The organism is Halostella salina, from assembly GCF_003675855.1.
Classification (GTDB): Archaea; Halobacteriota; Halobacteria; order Halobacteriales; family Natronoarchaeaceae; genus Halostella; species Halostella salina.
The window spans coordinates 329,448-350,440 of the sequence record NZ_RCIH01000004.1 but is presented as its reverse complement, the minus strand read 5'-3'; the positions used below and the strand labels follow the sequence as shown (position 1 = coordinate 350,440).

General features: G+C 69.4%; 21 protein-coding genes. 12 read left to right on the top strand and 9 right to left on the bottom strand.

The features are described from left to right. Window positions 1-180: 180 nt before the first annotated feature. Entirely contained in the window at window positions 181-459 is a 279-nt protein-coding gene (locus D8896_RS10345; protein WP_121822015.1) for a HalOD1 output domain-containing protein, read from the bottom strand. 147 nt (window positions 460-606) lie between these two features. Between D8896_RS10345 and D8896_RS10340 the strand changes: the two genes are divergently transcribed. Then, the gene (locus D8896_RS10340; RefSeq protein ID WP_121822014.1) at window positions 607-987 is read left to right on the top strand and encodes a DUF7344 domain-containing protein; all 381 of its coding nucleotides are present in this window, start codon (window positions 607-609) and stop codon (window positions 985-987) included. Window positions 988-1,068: 81 nt separating this feature from the next. After that, window positions 1,069-3,357 (top strand): nitric-oxide reductase large subunit, encoded by a 2,289-nt coding sequence (locus tag D8896_RS10335; RefSeq protein ID WP_121822013.1) that lies wholly within the window; start codon window positions 1,069-1,071, stop codon window positions 3,355-3,357. An 83-nt stretch (window positions 3,358-3,440) separates the two neighbouring features. Here D8896_RS10335 and D8896_RS10330 read toward each other — a convergent pair whose 3' ends face one another. Further along, complete coding sequence (locus tag D8896_RS10330) at window positions 3,441-4,289, bottom strand: ABC transporter permease (protein WP_121822012.1); 849 nt, start codon at window positions 4,287-4,289, stop codon at window positions 3,441-3,443. 2 nt (window positions 4,290-4,291) lie between these two features. Next, entirely contained in the window at window positions 4,292-5,035 is a 744-nt protein-coding gene (locus D8896_RS10325; protein WP_121822011.1) for an ABC transporter ATP-binding protein, read from the bottom strand. Window positions 5,036-5,130: 95 nt separating this feature from the next. Between D8896_RS10325 and D8896_RS10320 the strand changes: the two genes are divergently transcribed. The 3 genes from D8896_RS10320 (at window position 5,131) to D8896_RS10310 (ending at window position 8,731) form a co-directional block, all read left to right on the top strand. Further along, window positions 5,131-7,077 (top strand): NosD domain-containing protein, encoded by a 1,947-nt coding sequence (locus D8896_RS10320; protein ID WP_121822010.1) that lies wholly within the window; start codon window positions 5,131-5,133, stop codon window positions 7,075-7,077. A gap of 103 nt (window positions 7,078-7,180) precedes the next feature. Beyond that, window positions 7,181-7,861: a helix-turn-helix domain-containing protein gene (locus D8896_RS10315; RefSeq protein ID WP_121822009.1), complete on the top strand. Its 681-nt coding sequence runs from the start codon at window positions 7,181-7,183 to the stop codon at window positions 7,859-7,861. Window positions 7,862-7,936: 75 nt separating this feature from the next. After that, complete coding sequence (locus D8896_RS10310; protein ID WP_121822008.1) at window positions 7,937-8,731, top strand: alpha/beta fold hydrolase; 795 nt, start codon at window positions 7,937-7,939, stop codon at window positions 8,729-8,731. A 27-nt stretch (window positions 8,732-8,758) separates the two neighbouring features. Here the strand turns inward: D8896_RS10310 and D8896_RS10305 are convergent, their stop codons facing one another. Together D8896_RS10305 and D8896_RS10300 are read right to left on the bottom strand one after the other, a co-directional pair. Next, window positions 8,759-9,016 carry a DUF5789 family protein gene (locus tag D8896_RS10305; RefSeq protein WP_121822007.1) on the bottom strand — a complete coding sequence of 86 codons (258 nt, stop codon included), beginning with the start codon at window positions 9,014-9,016 and terminating at the stop codon, window positions 8,759-8,761. Window positions 9,017-9,193: 177 nt separating this feature from the next. After that, entirely contained in the window at window positions 9,194-10,333 is a 1,140-nt protein-coding gene (locus D8896_RS10300) for a multicopper oxidase domain-containing protein (protein ID WP_121822006.1), read from the bottom strand. Window positions 10,334-10,733: 400 nt separating this feature from the next. Between D8896_RS10300 and D8896_RS10295 the strand changes: the two genes are divergently transcribed. Continuing rightward, on the top strand, window positions 10,734-11,489 hold the full coding sequence (locus D8896_RS10295) for a potassium channel family protein (RefSeq protein ID WP_121822005.1): 756 nt from the start codon (window positions 10,734-10,736) through the stop codon (window positions 11,487-11,489). 63 nt (window positions 11,490-11,552) lie between these two features. On the opposite strand, the gene D8896_RS10290 is transcribed toward D8896_RS10295, so the two are convergent. Beyond that, the gene (locus tag D8896_RS10290; RefSeq protein ID WP_121822004.1) at window positions 11,553-12,467 is read right to left on the bottom strand and encodes a serine/threonine-protein kinase RIO2; all 915 of its coding nucleotides are present in this window, start codon (window positions 12,465-12,467) and stop codon (window positions 11,553-11,555) included. A 145-nt stretch (window positions 12,468-12,612) separates the two neighbouring features. Here D8896_RS10290 and D8896_RS10285 point away from each other — a divergent pair, with 145 nt between their 5' ends. Beyond that, window positions 12,613-13,443: a lipoate--protein ligase family protein gene (locus tag D8896_RS10285; protein ID WP_121822003.1), complete on the top strand. Its 831-nt coding sequence runs from the start codon at window positions 12,613-12,615 to the stop codon at window positions 13,441-13,443. On the opposite strand, the gene D8896_RS10280 is transcribed toward D8896_RS10285, so the two are convergent. Continuing rightward, entirely contained in the window at window positions 13,440-13,973 is a 534-nt protein-coding gene (locus D8896_RS10280; RefSeq protein WP_121822002.1) for a redoxin domain-containing protein, read from the bottom strand. The two genes, D8896_RS10285 and D8896_RS10280, sit on opposite strands and share 4 nt — an antisense overlap. Before the next feature lie 94 nt (window positions 13,974-14,067). On the opposite strand from D8896_RS10280, the gene D8896_RS10275 reads away from it, so the two are divergent. The 3 genes from D8896_RS10275 to D8896_RS10265 all read left to right on the top strand — a co-directional run bounded on the left by D8896_RS10275 (window position 14,068) and on the right by D8896_RS10265 (window position 16,870). Then, window positions 14,068-14,898, top strand: a complete 831-nt coding sequence (locus tag D8896_RS10275) for a deoxyribonuclease IV (protein WP_121822001.1) — start codon at window positions 14,068-14,070, stop codon at window positions 14,896-14,898. A gap of 142 nt (window positions 14,899-15,040) precedes the next feature. Then, a complete protein-coding gene (locus D8896_RS10270) occupies window positions 15,041-15,793 on the top strand; it encodes a class I SAM-dependent methyltransferase (protein ID WP_375137060.1) in 753 nt (250 codons plus the stop codon). An 81-nt stretch (window positions 15,794-15,874) separates the two neighbouring features. Next, complete coding sequence (locus tag D8896_RS10265; RefSeq protein ID WP_121821999.1) at window positions 15,875-16,870, top strand: glycosyltransferase family 4 protein; 996 nt, start codon at window positions 15,875-15,877, stop codon at window positions 16,868-16,870. 21 nt (window positions 16,871-16,891) lie between these two features. Here the strand turns inward: D8896_RS10265 and D8896_RS10260 are convergent, their stop codons facing one another. Further along, the gene (locus D8896_RS10260) at window positions 16,892-17,542 is read right to left on the bottom strand and encodes a DUF7095 family protein (protein ID WP_121821998.1); all 651 of its coding nucleotides are present in this window, start codon (window positions 17,540-17,542) and stop codon (window positions 16,892-16,894) included. A gap of 132 nt (window positions 17,543-17,674) precedes the next feature. On the opposite strand from D8896_RS10260, the gene D8896_RS10255 reads away from it, so the two are divergent. Both D8896_RS10255 and ncsA read left to right on the top strand, forming a co-directional pair. Continuing rightward, window positions 17,675-18,376 carry an alpha/beta fold hydrolase gene (locus D8896_RS10255; RefSeq protein ID WP_121821997.1) on the top strand — a complete coding sequence of 234 codons (702 nt, stop codon included), beginning with the start codon at window positions 17,675-17,677 and terminating at the stop codon, window positions 18,374-18,376. 95 nt (window positions 18,377-18,471) lie between these two features. Further along, a complete protein-coding gene (ncsA, locus tag D8896_RS10250) occupies window positions 18,472-19,443 on the top strand; it encodes a tRNA 2-thiolation protein NcsA (protein ID WP_121821996.1) in 972 nt (323 codons plus the stop codon). Here the strand turns inward: ncsA and D8896_RS10245 are convergent. Next, window positions 19,440-20,870 (bottom strand): hypothetical protein, encoded by a 1,431-nt coding sequence (locus D8896_RS10245; protein WP_121821995.1) that lies wholly within the window; start codon window positions 20,868-20,870, stop codon window positions 19,440-19,442. The two genes, ncsA and D8896_RS10245, sit on opposite strands and share 4 nt — an antisense overlap. Between the last annotated feature and the right edge of the window lie 123 nt (window positions 20,871-20,993).

The window sequence follows — 20,993 nt, the reverse complement described above, 5'->3', positions numbered from 1 at the left end:
TTATCACCACGGGCGCTTGTGGTTCAGCCGGTCGAACCGGCCACATTCCGTCCCGAGTACACGGGTGCCCGCTGGTGCCCGTCGTCCAGCGAGTTGTCGGACGTACTCGGCTTCGGAGTTTAAGACCTTCGAAACGGGCGGCGACGCCAGTCGCTCCGGGCAGTCGCGCGACCGCCGGGGTCAGGACTCGGCGGACGTGGCGTCGACCGGTTCGACCGCGACGGTCCCGTCCGCATCGACCGCGACGAGGTAATCGTCGTACCGGAACTCGACCCGGCCGTCCGTCCGCGGGACGCCCCCGACCGGGGCGAACAGCGCGTCCAGCGCGTCAAGGTCGACGACGTCGTTCAGCGGTGGCTGGAGGTCGACCGGGTCGACCCCCTCGGTTCGGGCGACCGACTCGACGACCCGTTCACTCGGCTGCCACTCGGACGACAGTTCGGCATCGGCCTCGGTCATTACCCGTACTGGACCGTAGTCGGGCATAAATTCGACGGCCGAACCACCCCGCCGTGGCCGCGGGAACAGGGTGGACGACCCCGTTCGGTCTAGCTGTCTAGGCTCATCGTTCTTTGTCCCGGGCGGTGTAGCCGTTGCCGCCCCGAGATGAGCGACGACCACGCCGAAGACCCTGCCGACGATATCGTGTGTGACGGCGGAGCGGCGCTCACCCTCGACACCGTCTTCTCACTCCTGTCGAACCGCCGTCGTCGGTACGCCATCTACTGCCTCCTCGATACCGAGACCGAGACGATCGAGTACGGTGCCCTCGCCGAACAGGTCGCCGCCTGGGAGGAAAACGGGGACCCGACCGAGGCGCAACTGGAGTCGGTCAGGGCGGACCTCTACCACTCGCATCTCCCGCGGCTGGACGCCGAGAACGTCGCCGACTTCGACCCGCGGTCCGGCGTCGTCAGGTTCCGGGGGCAGCCGACCGTCGAGGAGTACGCCGAACACGCCGCCCATCAGGAACTGCCCGACCGCTGATCCCGAACACGTTCGTGTGGGTTGCCAGCCGGTGGGAAGCCACGGGTGCTACAAGGGCGGAAGCGACAAACCACCGCCTGTATGAAGGTACAGCGACAGACCATCGCGAAGATACTCGTCGTCGTCTTCGTGGCGAATCTGGTCGTCATGGGGGCCGGCGCGTGGCTCTCATACCAGGCGGCCCCGCCGATCCCCGACACCATCGAGAGCGAGAGCGGGGAGACGGTCGTCACCGACGAGAGCGTTCGCGAGGGCAAGAAGGCGTTCCAGCAGTACGGCCTGATGAACCACGGGTCGATCCTCGGCAACGGCGCGTACTACGGCGTGGACTACACCGCCGACACGCTGGACCTGAAAGTCCAGCACATGCGGGACTACTACGCCCGGGAGCGCCACGACGCGGCGTACGGGAACCTCTCGGCCGAGCAGCAGGCCGCGATCGACGAACGCGTCGAGCAGGACCTTGACGGCGACGGCTCCGAGCGGGAGTACACCGCCGCCGAGACGTACGCCCACGAGCAGGTGCGCGAGACGTACATCGAGCGCTATCACGAGGGGAGCGCCGAGCGCGGCGTCCCCGAGGGCATGATCCAGTCCGAGGAGGAGGCCCGGCAGTTCGCCGACTTCGCGCTGTGGACGGCGTGGATCGCTCACACCGACCGGCCCGGGAGCGACCACACCTACACGAACGAGTGGCCGTACCAGCCGGCCGCCGGCAACGAGCCGACCGCGGGCACGATGACCTGGAGCGTCATCTCCGTCGTCCTGCTGGTCGCGGGCGCGGGGATCGGCGTCTGGCTCTACCGCTCGGTCGACCTGCCCGAACCCGACACGGAGGGGATCGAGGTGCCACAGCCAGACGACGTGGACGTGTTCCCCAGCCAGATAGCCGCCTCGAAGTTCGTCCTCGTCGCCGCGGGCCTGTTCCTCGCACAGGTGCTGCTCGGGGGGCTGCTGGCCCACTACTACATCGAGCGCGACGCGTTCTTCGGCATCGGGGAGGCGCTGGGGATCGACTTCCTCTCCCTGCTCCCCTTCGCCATGGCGAAGACGTGGCACATCGACCTGGGGATCCTCTGGATCGCCACGCTGTGGCTCGGGGCGGGCCTGTTCCTCCCCGCGCTGCTGACCGGGTACGAACCCAGGAACCAGGCCACGTACGTGAAGGGCCTGCTCGTCGCGCTGGTCGTGGTCGTCGTCGGCGGGCTGTCGGGCATCTGGCTCGGCGCGAACGGCTACATCGACGGCGAGCTCTGGTGGATCATCGGCAACGAGGGGCTGGAGTACCTGGAGGTCGGCCGGCTCTGGCAGTTCGGCCTGCTCGCCGGCTTCCTCGGCTGGGCGGCGCTGGTCGCCCGCGGGTTCAAGCCGCTGCTCGACCGCGAGCCGCGGTACGGGCTGGCGCACATGATCCTCTACGCAGGCGGCTCCATCGCCCTGCTGTTCGTCGCGGGCACGCTGTACACCCCGGAGACGAACATCGTCGTCACGGAGTTCTGGCGCTGGTGGGTCGTCCACATGTGGGTCGAGGGGGCCTTCGAGTTCTTCATCGTCGCCATCGTCGGCCTGACGCTGGTGTCGATGAACCTGTTGAAGAAGTCCTCCGCCGAGAAGGCCGTCGCGTTCGAGGCGCTGCTGGTGATGGGCAGCGGCGTCATCGGCGTCTCCCACCACTACTGGTGGATCGGCCAGCCAGACGTGTGGCTGCCCCTCGGGAGCGTCTTCTCGACGCTGGAGCTGATCCCGCTCGTGTTCATCCTCTACGAGGCGCTCGGCGAGTACCGCGCGATGCGGGGCGCGGGCGAGTCGTTCCCCTACACGCTCCCCTTCGCCTTCATCGTCGCCAGCGGCCTGTGGAACTTCGTCGGCGCCGGCGTGCTCGGGTTTTTCATCAACCTCCCGATCATCAACTACTACGAGCACGGCACCTACCTCACCGTCGCCCACGCCCACGCCGCGATGTTCGGGGCCTTCGGCTTCCTCGCCATCGGGATGTCGACGTACCTGCTCCGGATCACCACCCGGAGCGAGGCCTGGAGCAGCCGCCGGCTCTGGTGGGCGTTCTGGACCTGGAACGTCGGCCTCGCGCTGATGGTCCTGATCTCCCTGCTCCCCGTGGGCTTCCTCCAGCTGGAGGCCGCCTTCGCCGGCAACTACGACGCCGCACGGAGCCTGGCGTTCTACGAGGGGTCGCTCATCCAGTTGCTGTTCTGGGCGCGGATGCCCGGGGACACGCTGATCATCCTCGGTACCGCCATCTTCGGCTACGACGTGGCGGCGAAGCTGCGCCACCAGCGCACGCCGGTCACCGACGAGGACGAGCAGCGCACCCCCATCTCCGACCGCGTGTTCGCCGAGAGCGACGACTGAGTCGGCACAGCGGAACGCTACCGCCGCCCGTTTTTGAACTGTTGGCCCCGGAGGAGACGGCCGGGAGCCAGTGTCCCACGGTATCACTCGACTCGGCCGTACGGCGACGCGTCCCAGACGACGACCCCGGCTGCAAGCAGCGAAAGGACGAACCAGACCCCGAGACCCACGGCGCTTGCGACCGGCGCAGCGGGCCGAACGGCCGTCTCGGCGACCGGCGCGACGACGTACGCCGTCACCAGCCCGCGGTACGCACTCGCAGGGGTCATCGCGAGGTACCAGGGCAGAGCGTTCCCGCCGACGACGCCGCCGGCCACGCCGAACAGGACCAGCAGGTCCGCCCCGAACGACAGCACGACGACGAACGTTAGCGCAGCGACGACGCCCCGTCGGTCAGTCCGGACGAGCGACGAGAGGAGGACGACCAGCGCGAGCACGACGGCAGCAAACACCGCCGTCAGGACGACGAACCGGAGGTAGTACACCGGTGAGTCGAGCCCGCTGTACTGTGCAAGCACGTCCGCAGGCGGGTCGGCGACCGACACCGTCGCCCCGGCCGCCAACAGCGAGGCGACGACGACCCCCAGGACCCACACCAGCCTGCCGCAGTAGACGCCGGCAACGTACGTGCCGGAGCCGACCGGGTACGTCCTGAGGACGCTCGTCTCGCCGCGGACCCGGTCCGCCAGCACCGCGCGGTAGCCGGCCGCCGCCGAAACCACCGGCACCAGGAGTTCGACGGGCGTCATGAGCGTCAGCACGAGCGGCACGTATCCGTTCGCACCGCTCGCGAGGCCGATACCGACGACGGCCGCGAGGAAGCTGCCGCCGAGCAGCCACACGGTCCGACTGCGGCGGAGGGTCACGAGCTCGCGCTCGAACACCGTGGTGAACCGGTCGGCCGCCGTCAGGTCGTTCCCGCCGTCGGCCACTATCAGGCCACCCCCGTCTGCACCGTCGGGGTCGTGCCGACCACCTCGAAGAACGCCGCCGACAGCGAGTCGGTGCCCGTCCGTTCGCGGAGGTCGGCCGGCGAACCGCGGGCGGCGATCTCCCCCCGGTGGAGAACGAGCACCTCGTCGGCGTCCGCGGCGGCGGCCATGTCGTGGGTCGTCAGAAGGACGGCGGTCCCGGCGTCCGAACGCGTCGCGGCGGCCTCGAAGACGTGCCTCGTCATCCGGGGGTCGAGTCCGCTGGTCGGTTCGTCGAGGACGACCAGCGCCGGGTCGCCGAGGAAGCTCGTCGCGACCCCGAGCAGCCGCCGCATCCCGCCGGAGAGCGCGTCGACTCGCCGGTCGGCGGCGTCGGCGAGACCGACCCGTTCCATCGCCGCCGCCACGTCAACCGACGCCGACAGGAGGTCGGCGTAGAACCGGAGCGTCTCGGCGACGGTGAACGCCGGCCTGAATCGGGGGGCCTGCGGCAGGAAGCCCACCGGTCGCTCTCCCGTCGCGTCGAGCGACACGTCGCCCGCGTCGGGGCGGCGCAGGCCGGCGACGACCTCGGCGAGCGTCGTCTTCCCGGACCCGTTCGGCCCGACGACCGCCGTCACCGTCCCCCGGTCGAGCCGGACGGACACGTCGTCGAGTACCGACACCTCGCCGTAGGCGAGGCTCACGCCGTCGGCCGTGAGGAGCTGCCCGCCCGCCGATGCGGGTTCGCGGTTCGGTCCAGTCATTCGGCGTACCCTTCACGGGCCGGCGGCCTAAGCCTGCTGCCGTGCGAGAGCCCCCGGCGGTGTAGATTTACTTCGTCGGTCCGTACGTCCAACTGATGCGCTCGCGACACCTCGCCGTCGCGTTCGCCCTGCTCGTCGTCCTGGCCGCAGCGCCGTTCTGGATCACGCCCGAAACCGGGACCGCGGCGGTGCCGTTCGAGCGGACCCAGCAGACGGGGCTGCCGGATCAGGTGGCCCGCGAGGCCGACAGCTCCCCGCTCGTGGTCCCGAAAGCCGAGGTGTACTACTCGCAGTACCGCTACGTCGTCGGCTACCGGGGAGTCACATCGCTCGTCGCGAGCCTCCGGACCGAAAGCGGGGACGCCTTCGGCTCCCCGATGCGGGTGTACGTCTCGGACTTCTCGGGGATCGACCTGTCGCTGACCGACGAGGGCCACCTCCGCGCCCCGGAGTCGGCACCGACGAAATGGGTCCCGGCCCGTGAGGCGTACTTCGTCGTCGACAGCGACGCGACGATACCGACCCGCGACGCGGCGATCGTCCCGTTCTCCGAGCGGCGCGACGCCGCCGCGTTCGCCGATCGATACGGCGGCGAGGTGCGGGAGTGGGCGGGCGCGCGGGCGGCTCCTGTCGGCCGCCTCGACCGCTCGTCCAGTGAGTGGCAAGCCACCGTCGACCGGCGGCTGGCCCGCGCGAACGCGACCGCCGAGCGCGCGACGGCGCTGCGCGACCGACCGGTCTCCACTGTCGTCGGCCGCGACGCGCCGACGCTCGCCGACGCCGTCGAGCAGGCCCCGCCGAACACAACGGTCCGCGTGCCGGCCGGCACTCATCGTGTCGACGACCTCCGGGTCGACAAGCCGCTCACGATCCGCGGGGCGGGACAGAACGAGACTCACGTCGTCGGTAACGGAAACGGCAGCGTGATCACGGTCGGGGCCAACCGAACCGCCGTCGTCGACCTCTCGATCACCGGCGTCGGCGGGAACCGGAGCGGGGCGGACCGGCCCGTCGACGTGCCCGTCGCCGAGGACGCGTGGAACTACGACATCTGGAAGGTCCACGGCTACGGCGACGCCGCCGTCGTGTTCGACACCGCGGATCGGTCGCTCGTCTCGCGGGTCCGTATCAACACCACGTCGAACGGCGTCATCGCACGGAACAGCCCGAACGTCACCGTGTCGAACCTCACGCTGTACGGGACGAAACGGTGGGAGGACGGGTTCATCGGCGTGGTCGCGCTCGGCGGGCGAGCCGTCGTCCGGGACTCGTCGTTCTACGGCGGGAAGGTCGGCGTCTACGCCCACGAGTCCGACGGCGTGGTGGTCTCGGACGTTCGGATGGAGGGGATGATGGTCGGCGTGTTCGACTTCTACGGCATCCGGACGACCGTGGTGGACTCGGCGATCGAGGACACCTGGAACGCCGTCTACGTCGAGCACCGGTCGTACGGGGCGGTCGTCGCGGGGAACCGGTTGCACAACAACCGGAACGGTGCCCTCGTCGCGGGACAGGCCAACTACGTCGCCGACAACGTGGTCCTCCACAACCGCAACGGGATCGGCGTTCGTGGGACGTTCTCCAGATACGAGCGCAACGTGCTGGCGTACAACCGCCGCGGGTTCCGGGCGATGTCGTTCCTGCCAACCAACCGCGTAACCGGGAACGACGTGGTCGCCAACGGGCGTCCGGTTCAGGTCGTCGAGTTCAACGTCCAGCACGTCTGGCGCGGAAACTACTGGGCGGGCGTGTCGGGAGTCGACGCCGACGGCGACGGCCGGCTCTCCCGCTCGTACCGTCCGACCGGCGCGGTCGACAGCCGGCTCGCGGACGTGCCGGGGACACCCACACTCGCCCGGTCGCCCGCGGTGACGTTCGTCCGGGCGCTCCAGTCGGTCGTTCCCGGGATCCGGTCCGGCGGCGTCGTCGACGACGCCCCGCGCGCTCGTCCGGCGCGCCCGGGGACGGTCGACCGGGTCACGGCGGCGTACGACGGCGTCGGCCGCCACGAGGACGACGACCCGTGGGATTTCCGGCAGTGAGTCGCGGCCGCGTCGCCGACCACGAGGGCAACCCCACGGTTCGCCGCTCTCGACGTCGAGGGACACCGGAACGCACAGTATCGACCGGGAACGTTCCGCCGGTATGGGTCTGGTCGCGGAGTACGAGATCGTCTGTGAGGCGCTGCCGTTCGTCGAGGTCGCCGCCGCGGTCCCGGAAGCGACGCTTTCGGTCGAGCTCCACCCGAGCGAGGAGTGGTACACGGCCTTCGTCGTGAGCGTGGTCGAGGGGCCGACGGACGCGGTCGAGCGGGCCTTCGAGTCGACGCCGTTCGTGGCGTCGTACGACCCGGTCGAGCGCGGCGACGGAACGAGCCGGTACTGGGTCGACCCGGCCGTCAGCATGGAGACGCGGCTCGGCGACCACGTCGACGACGTGGCTGAACTTCAGGCGCTCGCGGAGACGGACGCGAGCATCGAGCGCATCCGGGTCACGCCGACGGGGTGGATCCAGGCCGGCTGGTTCGCCGACCGGGAGACGGTCGACGGGTTCCGGGCGTTCTGGGAGCGCAACGCCGAGTTCGACCTCCGTCGGCTCACCCCCGCGAGCGACGGGGACCCGGGCGACGGCCTCACCGCCCCGCAGCGCGCGGCGCTCCGGACCGCCCACCGGATGGGGTACTTCGAGGTGCCGCGAGCCGCGTCGCTGGACGAGGTGGCCGCCAAACTCGGGATCACGGCGTCGTCGTGCTCCGAGCGGCTCCGGCGCGCTCAGAGCCGCCTCGTCGAGTCGACGGTCGCCGCGCCCGACCTCTCGGACGGGTGAGTAGCGCAGGGGTTATAAACTGCCGCACGACTGAGAGACACGCCCACTCCCGTCGACCCCCAATCTATCGGTCCGATGCAGACAGTCAGTTCCGCGGACGGCACGCGAATCGCGTACGAGACACACGGCGAGGGGCCGCCGCTCCTGCTACTCCACGGGGGCGGCACCCGACGCTACTGGGACCCGGTCGTCCCCCACTTCGAGGACGACCACACCGTCGTCGTGCCCGACCGGCGCGGGCGCGGGGACAGCGGCGACGGCGACGCGTACAGCCTCGATCTCGCGGTCGCGGACACCCGCGCCGTCGTCGACGCGGTCGACGGCGACCCGGTCCTGTTCGGGCACTCCTTCGGCGGGCTTCGGGCGATCGAGACCGCGCGGGTCGCGCCGGTCGAAGCCGTAGTGGCCTACGAACCTGCAGTGCTCGTCGGCGACTACCGCGACGAGGCCGACCTCGTCGCCCGGATGGAGGAACGGCTCGACGACGGCGACCGTCGCGGCGCGATGCGGCTCCACCTGCGCGAAGTCCTGCACGGCGGCGACATCGGGGACGAGGCCTTCGAACGCTGGCTCGACGAGTGGCCGGCCTGGCCCGGGTACGCCGACTTCGTCGAGACGACGCTCCGGATGAACCGGGTCATCGAGGCGTACCGCCTGCCGGAGACACTGGAGGTCGACGCGCCGGCGCTGCTGCTGACCGGGAGCGAGGGACCGGCCCACCTCCGGGACAGCGTCCGCGCGGTCCGCGATGCGGTCCCGGACGGTCGACTGGTCGAGTTCGACGGGCTGGGGCACAACGCCCCGGCGAGCGCACCGGAACGCGTCGCCGAGACGGTCCGGGAGTTCCTGGAGCGAGTCGACGGCCGGTAGTGCGGCGCGGCCGACCGTCGCAGCGCGCTACCCTTCGCCCTCCGACTGATACGGCTCGCCGACGGCGTGCCGTGGGAGGAGACTCATCAGTTCGCTCTCCAGTTCGTCCGGGCTGTCGAACCGGTCGGCGTTCGAGTCGGCGAGTACCTCGCCCATGTTCTCCTCGCCGTCGGCGAGGCTGAGCGTCACGTCGTCGTACGCCTCGACCGCCGCAGCGCGGGAGAGGGGGAACTCCTGTTCGTCCAGCAGGGCGTCGGTCTCGTTCAGCTTGACGGTGCGTCCCATACGCACGGCTACGGGACCGAGCGCAAAAGGCGTCTACTCCCGACGATCGTACCTGTCCGTCCGCGAACCGGAACCGGGGCGAAACCGAACCGCCTCATAGTGTTTGCTCTCACTGTTCACCGGTGGTCGACCACACCGTTATCGTCGACCACCGGTAATTGGCGAGAGCAAACACTATCAGCCCTCGTAGCCCGCGTACTCCATCAGGTCGGCGAAGATGTCGGAGTCCATCGCGGATTCGTAGACGACGCCGCCGACCATCCCGCCGGGGTACACGTCGCCGTTCATCGCGTGGCTCACCTTGTGACAGTGGAGCAGGTAGATCCCGGGGTCGGCGTCGGCCTCGAACTCGATGGTGTGTCGCTCCGCGGGCGCGATGTTCGTGACGTCCATCTGGTGCTGTGCGGCCTCCGGGATCTGCCCGCCGTCCTTCGCCACGCGCCGGTAGCGGTGGTTGTGGATGTGGATCGGGTGGGACATGTAGCCGCTGTTGGCGATGTGAACCCGGACGGTGTCGCCCTCCGAGACGATGAGCGGCGACCCGTCCTCGGGGTGGAGCGTCCGCGGCGCGACCTTCCCGTTGACCGTGAACACGTCGGGGTTCCGGTTCCGGGGGCTGTACTGCACGTCCTCGCCGGCGAACTTCCGGTTGAGCCGGGAGTCCCAGTCCTTGACCGTCAGGAAGTACTCCCGGTCGGCCGGCTCGTACCCTTCGGGGTCGACCCGGAAGATGCCGTACATCCCCATGTCGATGTGCCGGTGGGTCTGGTAGTGGCAGTGATAGAGGTGCGTGCCCGGGACGTTGGCGGGGATCTCGTAGGTGTGTTTCTCGCCCGGCGGGACCGTGATACCGGTCGTCGTCGCGACGCCGTCGTTCTCCCAGGTCTTGCGCACGCCGTGGAAGTGGACCGTGTGGGGACGGCGGCCGTCCGTGTTGTCGAGCGTCACCTCCATGTCCTCGCCCTCCGTCGTCCGGATGATCGGCCCGGGAACGCTGGGGTCGCGGTCGTCGGCCTGCCAGGCCCACACCTGCGGCAGTTCGACCGGGCCGCCCATCGTCTCGCCGGGGTGCGCCTGATGGACCGCGGGGGTCGACGAAAGGGTGAGCTGATTGCCCTGCTCGTCGACGTTGACGACTTCCGGCGGCGAGGTGGTCGGCAGATCCTGCGCCGCAGCGGCGGCCGTCGTCGTCCCCGTCGCCTGTGGGTTGCTGGCCGGGGCCGTACAGCCGGCAACCGCGCCGACGCCGGTCGCGCCCGTCGCTGCGAGGAACGCTCGTCGTGACATACCGTCTCCAGGGGCACCGATGTCCGTCATGATTACACCTGAACGTGAGAACTCCCGGTAAAAGAGGGCGACCCGGATTCCAGAGATCTGAGAATGGGTGTCTCCGGGGTCGGTCGGAGATCGGCGTGCGGGACGGGCCGGGCCGCGACCAGTGCCCCTGGCGAGATCTGCGGCCGGACGGCTGTCCCGCCGGGTGAGCGTACGACCCACTGGACAGTTAGTCCGGTGCCGCACGTGTTCGGACGGACCGCTCGCCGGGACAAACCTCATTATCATATACAATTCAGCACTAAAATGCATATCAATTAGATTTTTACCGGAATACTCTGATCGATCAGACGTAGAATAGATGAATAAGTACCCAAACGATTATTCCAAGTACGGCAGTTCGTCCACGGGGGTCGGCGGACGGTGGGGGATCGGGAGGTAGATGAACGGATCCGGTAGTCTCCTCGGGGCGTTCGCACAGCGGTCGCTGCTCCGGCGGATGCTCCGGCCGGTGGTCGCGTTCGCGACCGTCGTCGTGGCGGGAGTCGCGGGGTTCAGCACCGTCGAGGGCATCGGCGTCGTCGACGCGCTGTTCTGGCTGCTCGACCCGACGAGCATCGAACTTCACTTCCGGACGCACGACGGGCCGGCGACCCTGGTCAAGGCGTACGCGATCGTCGTGATCTCCGGGCTGGTCGTCGCCGGCCTGTGGATCGGCGAGACACTGCTTTCGGCGGCGTTCGGCGGGCGGATACAGGAGGAACTCAGAGACATGCAACTCGAAGGCAAGATCGAGGCGCTCGACGACCACGTGGTGATCTGTGGCTACGGCACGTTCGGGAGCACCGTCGCGTCACGGCTCAGCGAGTCGGACCGCGACGTGGTCGTCGTCGAACAGCAGGACGAACAGTACCGGCGCGCGATCGAGGACGGGGTGCTCGCGGTCAACGGCGACGCGAGGCGCGAGGAGACGCTCGTCGACGCGGGCGTCAAGCGGGCCGACACCGTCGTCGGCGCGATCGACGACTCGAACGCGAACATCCAGATCTCCATCGCGGCGAGCCAGCTCGCCCCGACCGTGACGCTCGTTGTCCGCGCCGGCGACCAGCGCGACGAGGCGCTCGCCCGCCGCGCGGGCGCGGACGAAGTCGTGATTCCCGAAGTCGTCAGCGGCGAGCAGGTCTGTTCGAGCCTGTAAGCACGCAGCGTCGGCATCTCGCGTTCGACAGGCCGAGCAGGATTTTGTATATCGAAAAGCGGTTTACAGGCCGAGCAACGACCGCCGTCGGTCCCGGTCGTCAGTGGCGACGGCGGCCGCAAGCCCCGGAACGTCCACGTCGTCGGGGACGAGCTGGGGGTACTTCCGCCGGAAGTAGCCGACCACGTTCTCGACGTCGCGTTCGAGGAACTCGTCGGCGTTCTCGTGGTCGGTCGGCACCGACTGGGGCCAGTCGAAGATCGTGATCCCCGACTCGTTGACGAAGACGTTGTACTCGCTCATGTCCGCGTGGACTCGCCCCTGCTCGTACGCCTCGGCCAGTTCGTCGAGGATCAGCGCGAGCACCGGGACGACCTGCTCGTCTTCGAGTCGGGTCCGGGATAGTTCGACGCCGTCTATCTTCTCCATCACGATGGCGTGACGGTTCTGGTCGACGGGCCGGGGGACGGCTACGTCCGGATACACCGCCTCCAGGGCCTCGTACTCGCGTTCGGCCGCCTTGCGCGCGGTGTACAGCCAAGAGACGTGTTCCCGGTCCGACGTGTAATCCCGCTCTTTCATCACCTCGCGGAAGTTCGTAAACCCCTCGCGGTGATACTTCAGGGCCATCGGTTCGAACGACTGCACCTCGTACACGTCGCTTTCCTTCCCGACGCCGAGCGAGGAACCGAACCCCGAGATCGAGTCGCGCTCGACGAACGTATGCAGTGCCAGCGCGTCGTACCCCTCGAACTTCAGCCGGTACCCCTCGTACTGGATCGTCTTGCGCTCTATCAGGTCGCGGTCGAGACACCGGTCGAGCCGGTAGTCCACGTCCTCCTGTGTCAACCGCGAGAACTCCGGCAACTTCTCGCGCCGTACCCACTCCGAGAACCGCATCCCCTGTTCGACGCCCGAGAGCAGGTGGAAATCCTCGGGTTCGAGGTCGGGGAGCATCGCGGCGACGTTCTGCACCATGGGACGTCGTTGCGGACGGGCGGGTTTAAGCCCCGTGCGTCGGCGTGCTCGCAACTTGTAAAGTAGTTACCGCTATATCAAATCCCGGTCGCGCGGGTAGAGACGCTACACAACGCATTTGCCCCGACCCGCCGTAGCGAAGGCCATGAGCACCGACTCCGGACTCCGTTCTTCGGTCGCGGACAGGGACTGGCGGCTCGTCCGCGAGGAGCCCCGCACGGGCGCGATGAACATGGCGCTGGACGAGGTGGCCGCCGAAACCGTCTCGACCGGCGGCCCGCGGACGGTCAGGGTGTACCAGTGGGAGCCGAGCTGTCTCTCGCTGGGCTACCGGCAGGACCCCGACAGCGTCGACTGGGCGTACTGCGACCGGACGGGCGTGGACGTGGTCCGCCGGCAGACCGGCGGGGGCGGCATCTACCACGACACGGTCGCGGACATCTCCTACTCCATCGTCGCGCCCGCCGACGAGCTTCCGGGGGACCTGATGGAGTGTTACGACCTGCTCTGTACGCCCGTGGTCGAGGCGTTCCGGCGGCTGGGCGTGTACGCCGAGTTCGCCGCGGACGACCTGCCGGCGATCCACGAGCCGGCCTGCTACCTCCGGGCGATCCACCCGGCACACGACCTGCTCTGTGGCGGGCGGAAGATCAGCGGGAACGCCCAGTACCGGCGGAAGGACGCGGTGATCCAGCACGGCTCGCTGCGCTTCGACCTCGACACCACCCGCCACCTCGGCGTCTTCTCGAACCCGGACGCGACCCCCGAGGAGTTCACCGGCCGGGTGACGAGCATCACGGACCACGTCGACGCGACGCGGGCGGAAGCCGTCGAGACGCTGGAACAGTGTCTGGCGGAGTGGGCCGACGCACGCGAGGGGGGCTGGAGCGACCAGGAACTGGACGACGCGCGGCTTCGGGCCGACCGGAAGTACGGGAGCGAGTCCTGGAACCGGCACCGCGAGGACCCGACCTAGGGGCTCGGCGGGTCGGGTTCGCCAACGTCGAGTTCCTCGACGATGGCACGCCGTATCTCGTCGACCGACGGCGTGTCGCGAGTCGGGTCGAGCGGGTGTTCACTGATCCAGCGATACCGCACTACCCCATCGGAGTCGATCAGGAAACAGGAGCGGCGGGACCGGGGCGCGACCTTGAACACGCGGTAGTCCACGTCGAACGCCGACGCCATGGACAGGTCGGTGTCGGCGTACAGCGGGAACGACAGGTCGAGGTAGTCGATGAACTTCCGGTGGGTGAACGGACGGGACTTGCTCACGCCGACGACCTGTACGGCGTCGTCCGCCTCGAACCACTCGTAGTCGCGGAACGAACACCACTGGTCGACACAGTCCGGGGTGAAGTCGTTGGTGTAGAAGCAGAGCAACACCGGCTTCTCGTCGAGGAGGTCGGAGAGCGATACCTCCTCTTGCCGGCCGCCCGGGAACACCAGTGGGGCGGAGACATCCGGCACGCGGTCCCCGAGTGCGAGTCCCACGTGGTCGGTCATGCACGAGAATTGACGCCGAGGCTATATGTATCGTTCCCTCCACCGGCCCGGGCGGAACGAAGTACCTTTGCCGGTCCGGTCGCTTCGCGTACACATGCGAGTCGGAGCACACGTATCCATCGCCGGCGGCGTCGACAACGCCGTCGAGCGACAGCGCGACGTCGGCGGGAACTGCGGACAGATATTCACCCACTCCCCCCAGGTGTGGCAGGACCCGAACATCGGCGACGACGAGGCCGAAACGTTCCGGACCGGGACGGCCGAACAGCTCGACGGCCCGTGGGTGATCCACTCCTCGTACCTCGTCAACCTCTGTACGCCCAAGGACGACCTCCGCGAGAAGTCCATCGACTCGATGCAGAAGGAAGTCGACGCGGCTGACAAACTCGGCATCGAGTACGTCAACGTCCACCTCGGTGCCCACACCGGCGCGGGCGTCGACGGCGGCCTCGACAACGCCGCGAGCGCGCTCGACGAACTCGATATCCCCGACGGCGTCACCGTGCTGGTCGAGAGCGACGCCGGCAGCGGGACGAAACTCGGCGGCGACTTCGAGCACCTCGCTGACGTGCTCGACCGTTCCGAGCAGGACCTGGACGTCTGTCTCGACACCGCCCACATGTTCGCGGCGGGCTACGACCTCTCGACGGCCGAGGGCGTCGAGGAGACGGTCGCGGAGTTCGACGATGTCGTCGGGCTGGAGCATCTGGACTGCGTCCACCTCAACGACTCGAAACACGAGTGCGGCACGAACAAGGACGAACACGCCCACATCGGCGAGGGCCTGATCGGCGAGGAGGGAATGCGCGCGTTCATCAACCACCCAGACCTCGCGGACGTGCCGCTCGTGCTTGAGACGCCCAACGAGGACGGCAAGGGCTTCGCCTGGAACGTCGACCGCGTCCGCGAACTGCGCGAGGACTGACGCCGCTCGGGGCACGCAAACCGGGCCGCGGACCGAACGGTGCGTCGCGCCGGCCGCGAGCCAGTTCGTTTTTACTCGCCCGGACACGATTCCGCCTGTGCGACAGTTCGACGCCGAGTACCTCGAACACACCCGCCGCGGGATGTGGGCCGACTCCCGCGAGGCGCTGGCGCCGCTTGCCCTGTCCGACGCCGACCGCGTCCTCGACGTGGGGTGTGGCACCGGCGAACTCACCCGCGTCCTCGCCGACGAGTGCCCCGGCGAGGTCGTCGGCGTCGACGCCGACCCGGACCTGCTCGCGGTCGCCGGCGAACACGTCCCCGTCGTCGCGGGCGACGCGACGCGGCTACCTTTCCCCGACGATGCCTTTGACCTCGTGACCTGTCAGGCGCTTTTGATCAACCTGCCCGACCCGTCGGCGGCGGTCCGCGAGTTCGCGCGCGTCTCGCGGAACCGCGTCGCCGCCGTCGAACCGGACAACGGCGCGGTCAGCGTCGAATCGACGGTCGACGCGGAAAGCAGGCTGGAGGGACGTGCCCGCGACGCCTACCTCGACGGCGTACCGACGGACGTGTCACTGGGCGGCGCGGGCACCCGGGAGGCGTTCGACGAGGCGGGGCTTGACGGCGTCGAGACGCGCCGGTACGACCACGAGCGGACCGTCGCGCCGCCGTACTCCGAGCCGGCGCTGGCCGACGCCAAGCGCAAGGCAAGCGGCGCGGGGCTTGCCGACGACCGCGCGACGATGCTCGACGGCGACCTCTCGCCGGAGGCGTTCGACGCGCTCCGGAGCGAGTGGCGCGCGATGGGCCGGGACGTGGTCGAGCAGATGCGGGCGGGCGACTACCGCCGCCGGGAGGTCGTTCCCTTCTTCGTCACGGTCGGCGAGGTGTGAGCCGGCCGGACCGTTGGCCGCCGGGGAGTGCGCTCCGAACCGGAAGCGTTGAACCCCCGGCGTCGGACGACTGGATAAGGGATGCGCGTCAGCCACTACTTCGAGTGGGAGGAGCAGATCACTGGCGGTCACGCCCAGTCGGTGCGCCAGCAGCGCCAGATCTTAGAGCGGCTCGGCATCGACTACACGACGGAGCCGGATCTCACGGCCGACGTGCTCCACCTCAACAACATGGGGCCCAAGTCGGTGTACTACGCGCGGAAGGCCCGGCAGCGCGACCTCCCGGTCGTCGTCCACGCCCACCAGACCGCCGAGGATTTCGAGGAGAGCTTCGCGTTCTCGAACGCGCTGGCCAGGCCGCTCCGGCCGTATCTGGAGTACGCCTACTCGCTCGCGGACCTGCTGGTCTGTCCCTCCGAGCACAACCGCGAGGTGATCGAGGGGTACGTCGACGTGCCGACGGTCGTCGTCAGCAACGGGTTCGACCCGGACCGGCTGACCGGGTTCGAGTCCCTGCGCGCGGAGTACCGCGACCGCTACGACCTCGACGGCCTCGTCGCGTTCATGGTCGGCCACGTCATCGAGCGCAAGGGCCTGTCGGCGTTCGTCGAAACGGCCCGCGAGATGCCGGACGTGGAGTTCGTCTGGTTCGGCTACCTCGACCCGACTGGCGGCGGTGCCGTCGACCGCCTGCTCCGGAGCCGGACGACGACGAAGACCGTCGAGAACGCTCCCGAAAACTGCACGTTCACGGGCTACGTCGAGGACATCCGCGGCGCGTTCGCCGCGGGCGACGCCTTCTTCTTCCCGACGAAAAACGAGAACGAGGGGATGGCGCTGCTGGAGGCGATGGCCTGCGGCAAGCCGCCCGTCGTCCGGGACATTCCCACGTTCGAGTGGCTGGAGGAGGACACCCACTGCCTCAAGGCCGAGCGGGACTTCGCCGAGCCGCTGGACCGGCTCCGCGACGCCGACCTGCGCGACCGGCTCGGGGCGAACGCCGCCGCGAAAAGCGAGCAGTTCGAGGTCGGCAACGTCGCCGAGCGGTACGAGGACGTGTACGGTCGCGTGATCTGACGGGCAGCGCGGCCGGCGTTCCTACACCACGTCGCCCCGCACCGTCGCGCCGTCCTGCTGCTCGCGCCAGGCGTGGATCTCGCCCGCGGCAGTTTCAGCCTCGTCGGGGTCTAGCCCCAGCATCTCCAGCGACTCGGACAGCGTCGGGAAGGGGAGTTCGCTCGCCCGCAGCTTCTCGAAGGCGTCCTCGCTTCTGGTGCCGTCGACCCACAGGCACGCGCCGCGGGGGTCGAGTATCTCCTCGTACGCGCCGCGGTCGACCGCGCCCCGCAGGCGCTGGGTGACGTTGTCATCGAAGCTGGCGTTGCACACCTCTAGGTGGATCGGCTCGTCGTCGTTGACGAGGTGGGCGGCGAGGCACTTCTCCGGCGCGGCGTGGCCGTTCGGGTTCGCGCGCAGCAGGTCGGGGTGCTCGTCGGCCCACTCGGCGCGGACGGACTTTCCGACCCCCTGGATCCCGTGGGAGTCGACGAAGTCGGCCTCGCGGTCGGCGTCGCCGTCCATGAGCAGGTCCTTGGTGAGGTACACGTCCAGCCGTTCGACGGGGTCCAGGCCGAGGGCGGCGTCGCCGTACACCCACACCTCGCGGACGGGGACGGGCATCGGTTCGGTTTCGACGGCGTCGACGATCGCCTCGACGCGGTCGAGCGCGTCGTCGCGGTCCAGGGTCATTGTCGGCGCATAGCCGCCCGACGCGCAAAACGCCTTCGTGCCGCGACGGGCCGGCGGCGCGCGGTACGGGGGAGGGACCGGCCGGCGGCACCCACCAGACTGCTTTTGTAAGTTACCGTGGAACAGTTCGCCATGGAGCGACGCACGTTCGGCGAGGACGGCGAGGACCTGGTGTTCGTCCTCGGCTGGGGGAACAAGCTGTTCCACGAGAACGTCCGCTGGCTGGTCGACGAACTCGTCGACGCCGGCTATCTGGTCCACGCGTTCCGCATCCCGACGACGATCACGGACTTCCGGAGCGAGTACGTCGAACCCGTCGCGGAGTTCGTCCGGGAGCTGGACGGCTACCGGCTGCTCACCCACAGCACGGGCGGGCTGATCGGCGCGTATCTGGACGGCGCGACGCGGCGCGTCTACCTCAGCCCGTTCTGGGGGTTCCCCGAGGGCCCCGAGGAGCCGCTGTACGACCTGCTCGCGAAGCTCCCGGTGAGCGCCGAACTGCTTCCGGCGGGGACCGCCGACCGGGAGGCCCTCGGCGAGCTGGCGACCGACCGCCAGCTGGAGACGGGCGCGGACGCCGCCGCGCCGACGTGGATCCGGGAGTGTCTCGACGCGCAGCGGAACCTGCCGCCGATAGACGACGACGCCGTCGTGTTCTGTAGCCTCCGGGACTCGGTCGTCAGCACCCGCGCAATCGGCGAACGCGTGCCGGCCGACCGGGTCGTCCTCTACGACGGCGGCCACGAGCTGTTCTCCTCGTCGTCGCGGGACCGCCACCTCCCGACGCTGCTCGCGGCGCTGGCGGACGGCGCGGCGGCCGTTCGGGAGGGGTAGCCCCGACCGACGAACGCGCCGCCTGCGTTCGTCCGACGCTCGCGCGGCCGCCCGAGACGAAACCGTATTGAGCGGCGCTCGGTAAGGGACCGCCAATGGACTGCGACAAGTGCGACCGCGAGGCGGTGATGCACGCGGCCTACTCCGGGTCGCACCTCTGTGACGCCCACTTCGCCGAGACCGTCGAGCGCCGCGTCCGGAGCCGGATCCGCGACGACAACCTCCTGCCGCGGTCGGCGACGCCCGACGACCCCGAGACGTGGGTGATCGGCCTCTCCGGCGGGAAGGACAGCGTCGTCCTCACGCACATCCTCGACGAGACGTTCGCCGAGGACCCCCGGATCGAGATGATCGCGCTGACGATCCACGAGGGGATCGAGGGGTATCGCGACGAGAGCGTCGCCGCCTGCGAGGAACTGGCCGCGGATCTCGACCTCCGTCACGAGATAGTGTCCTACGCCGAGGAGTTCGGCGTCCGGATGGACGACGTGGTCGAGGACGACCCCGAGAACATGGCCGCCTGCGCCTACTGCGGCGTGTTCCGCCGCGACCTGCTCTCGCGGTACGCCGAGGAGTTCGGCGCGGACAAGCTCCTGACCGGCCACAACTTGGACGACGAGGCCCAGACCGCGCTGATGAACTTTTTCGAGGGCGACGTGGCCCAGATGGCCAAACACTACGACGCCAGCCTCGGCCCCTTCGGCGACGGTCCGGACGCCCGCACCGAGGGGGACGACTTCGTCCCGCGGGCCAAGCCCCTCCGGGACGTGCCCGAGAAGGAGGTAGCGCTGTACGCTCACCTCGCCGACCTGCCCGCCCACATCACGGAGTGTCCCCACGCCAGCGAGGCGTACCGCGGCGAGATCGGCGACCTGCTGCTCGGACTGGAGGAGAACCACCCCGGCGCGCGCCACTCGATCATGGCCGGGTACGAGGAGCTCGCCGCGATGGCCGCCGAGCGGTACGGCGACAGCGGCGAGCGCGAAACCAAGGAATGCGAGGAGTGCGGCGCGACGACGACGCGGGACCGCTGCCGGAAATGCTCGCTGCTCGACGCGCTCGCCTAGGCCGTCCGCGCGGCGACGTACCCGCCGGCCGACCCGAACAGCGCCGGGTAGAGCAGGCCGGCGACCAGCACCGTCGAGACGGGGTCGGGTCCGAACTGGACGGCGTAGGTGGCCGCCTGCCCACCCGACTGGACGGTGGCCGACGACTCCCACGCCAGCACGACCGCGCTCGCCGCGGCCAGCCCCGCGTAGCCGAGCGCGACGCTTAGCCCCGCTTTCGTCGCGCGCTTCTCGACCCGGTAGCCGAGATACCGGGCCGCGAGGAAGCCGCCGACGGCCACCGCAAGCGGCGGCACGATGAACATGAACGTTTCCGGGGCGTACTCCATGGCCACGTCGTAGGAGACGGACTGACCGCCCCCCTCGACGGAGAAGGTCCCGCCGAGGCTGATCGCGTGGAGGTCGTGGTAGAGCCACGCGACGAGCTGGGCCGTTCCGGGCGATTCGATGCCCAGTTCCGTGAGATACTCCGGATCGATCCCGCCTGACGCTGACGGGTTCTGCACGAACAGAAGGTCGCTCGACGACATCGCCCCGTCGAGCGCGTCGCCCGAGAGCAGGTACGTCCCGAGGAAGCCAAGCAGGAACGCCGCCGCACCGGCCACGACTCCGGCGAGCGGGAGCGACTGCGGCAACCCGTACCGGGTCGCCCACCCCCCCGAAGCGGTCCGTCTGCGGGCTGCCTCCCGGTCAGCCCGGCGCGTCGTCCCTGCCGTGCCGGACTCGCGTCGGCGGTCGGTTCCGTGGCCGCGGCGGCCGCCGTCGGCGTCAGCGCCCCCGCCGCCGCGCCCGCGCCGCCCCGTCTCGTTGCGGTTCTGCTCCCGCTGGCTTCGTTGTCGGCTCTCGTCTGCCCCACCGCGGCGGTCCGCGGCGGAATCGTTCCGCGGCGTTTCGTCACGGCGAGTCCCACCCCGGGGTGACTCGTCGCGGGCCGGCTCCTCGTGTGGCGAGCCGTCGCGGCGTCCGGTCGCGCCGGTTGATACGTCGTCGGCGTTCGCTTCCGCGGCCGCCTGGCCACGGTCCCGCTGTGTGTCCTCGGTCCGGTCGGCCGCCATCCCTCCGCCCTGCGTCGTCGCCGCGTCGGGCGTCACCGCGGCGATCGTCGGGGGGTCCATGAGCACGCGTCGGGCCGTCTCCGGGTCGACGGTCGCCGCGTACAGCGTCGTGACTTTCTCGCCGGCGTCGAGGTGTCGCTCGTACTCGACCGTCCGGTCCCCCGTCGCCCGCCAGTTCTCCGGTTCGAACTCCGGGTGAAACTTGACCGCGTCCGTCGGGACGGCGGACGGAATCGGCTCGCTCACGGTGACCGTAACGGGGTCGTTGCGGAGCGACTCGACGCGGAAGACGACGACTGGCGACGAAAACCGGTCGGCGTCGAACGCCTTCCGGACCCACACCCCATCCCGCGATGACTCGACCGTACTCATTCTATCGAAGACAGGTGTCTTTGGTGATAAAATCTCCGCCGACCCGGGTCATCGGCGCTTCGACGGCTGTCGGACGGACTGCCGTCCGTCGGATTCGGCTGTCGCCGTCCTCGGGCCGGGGCG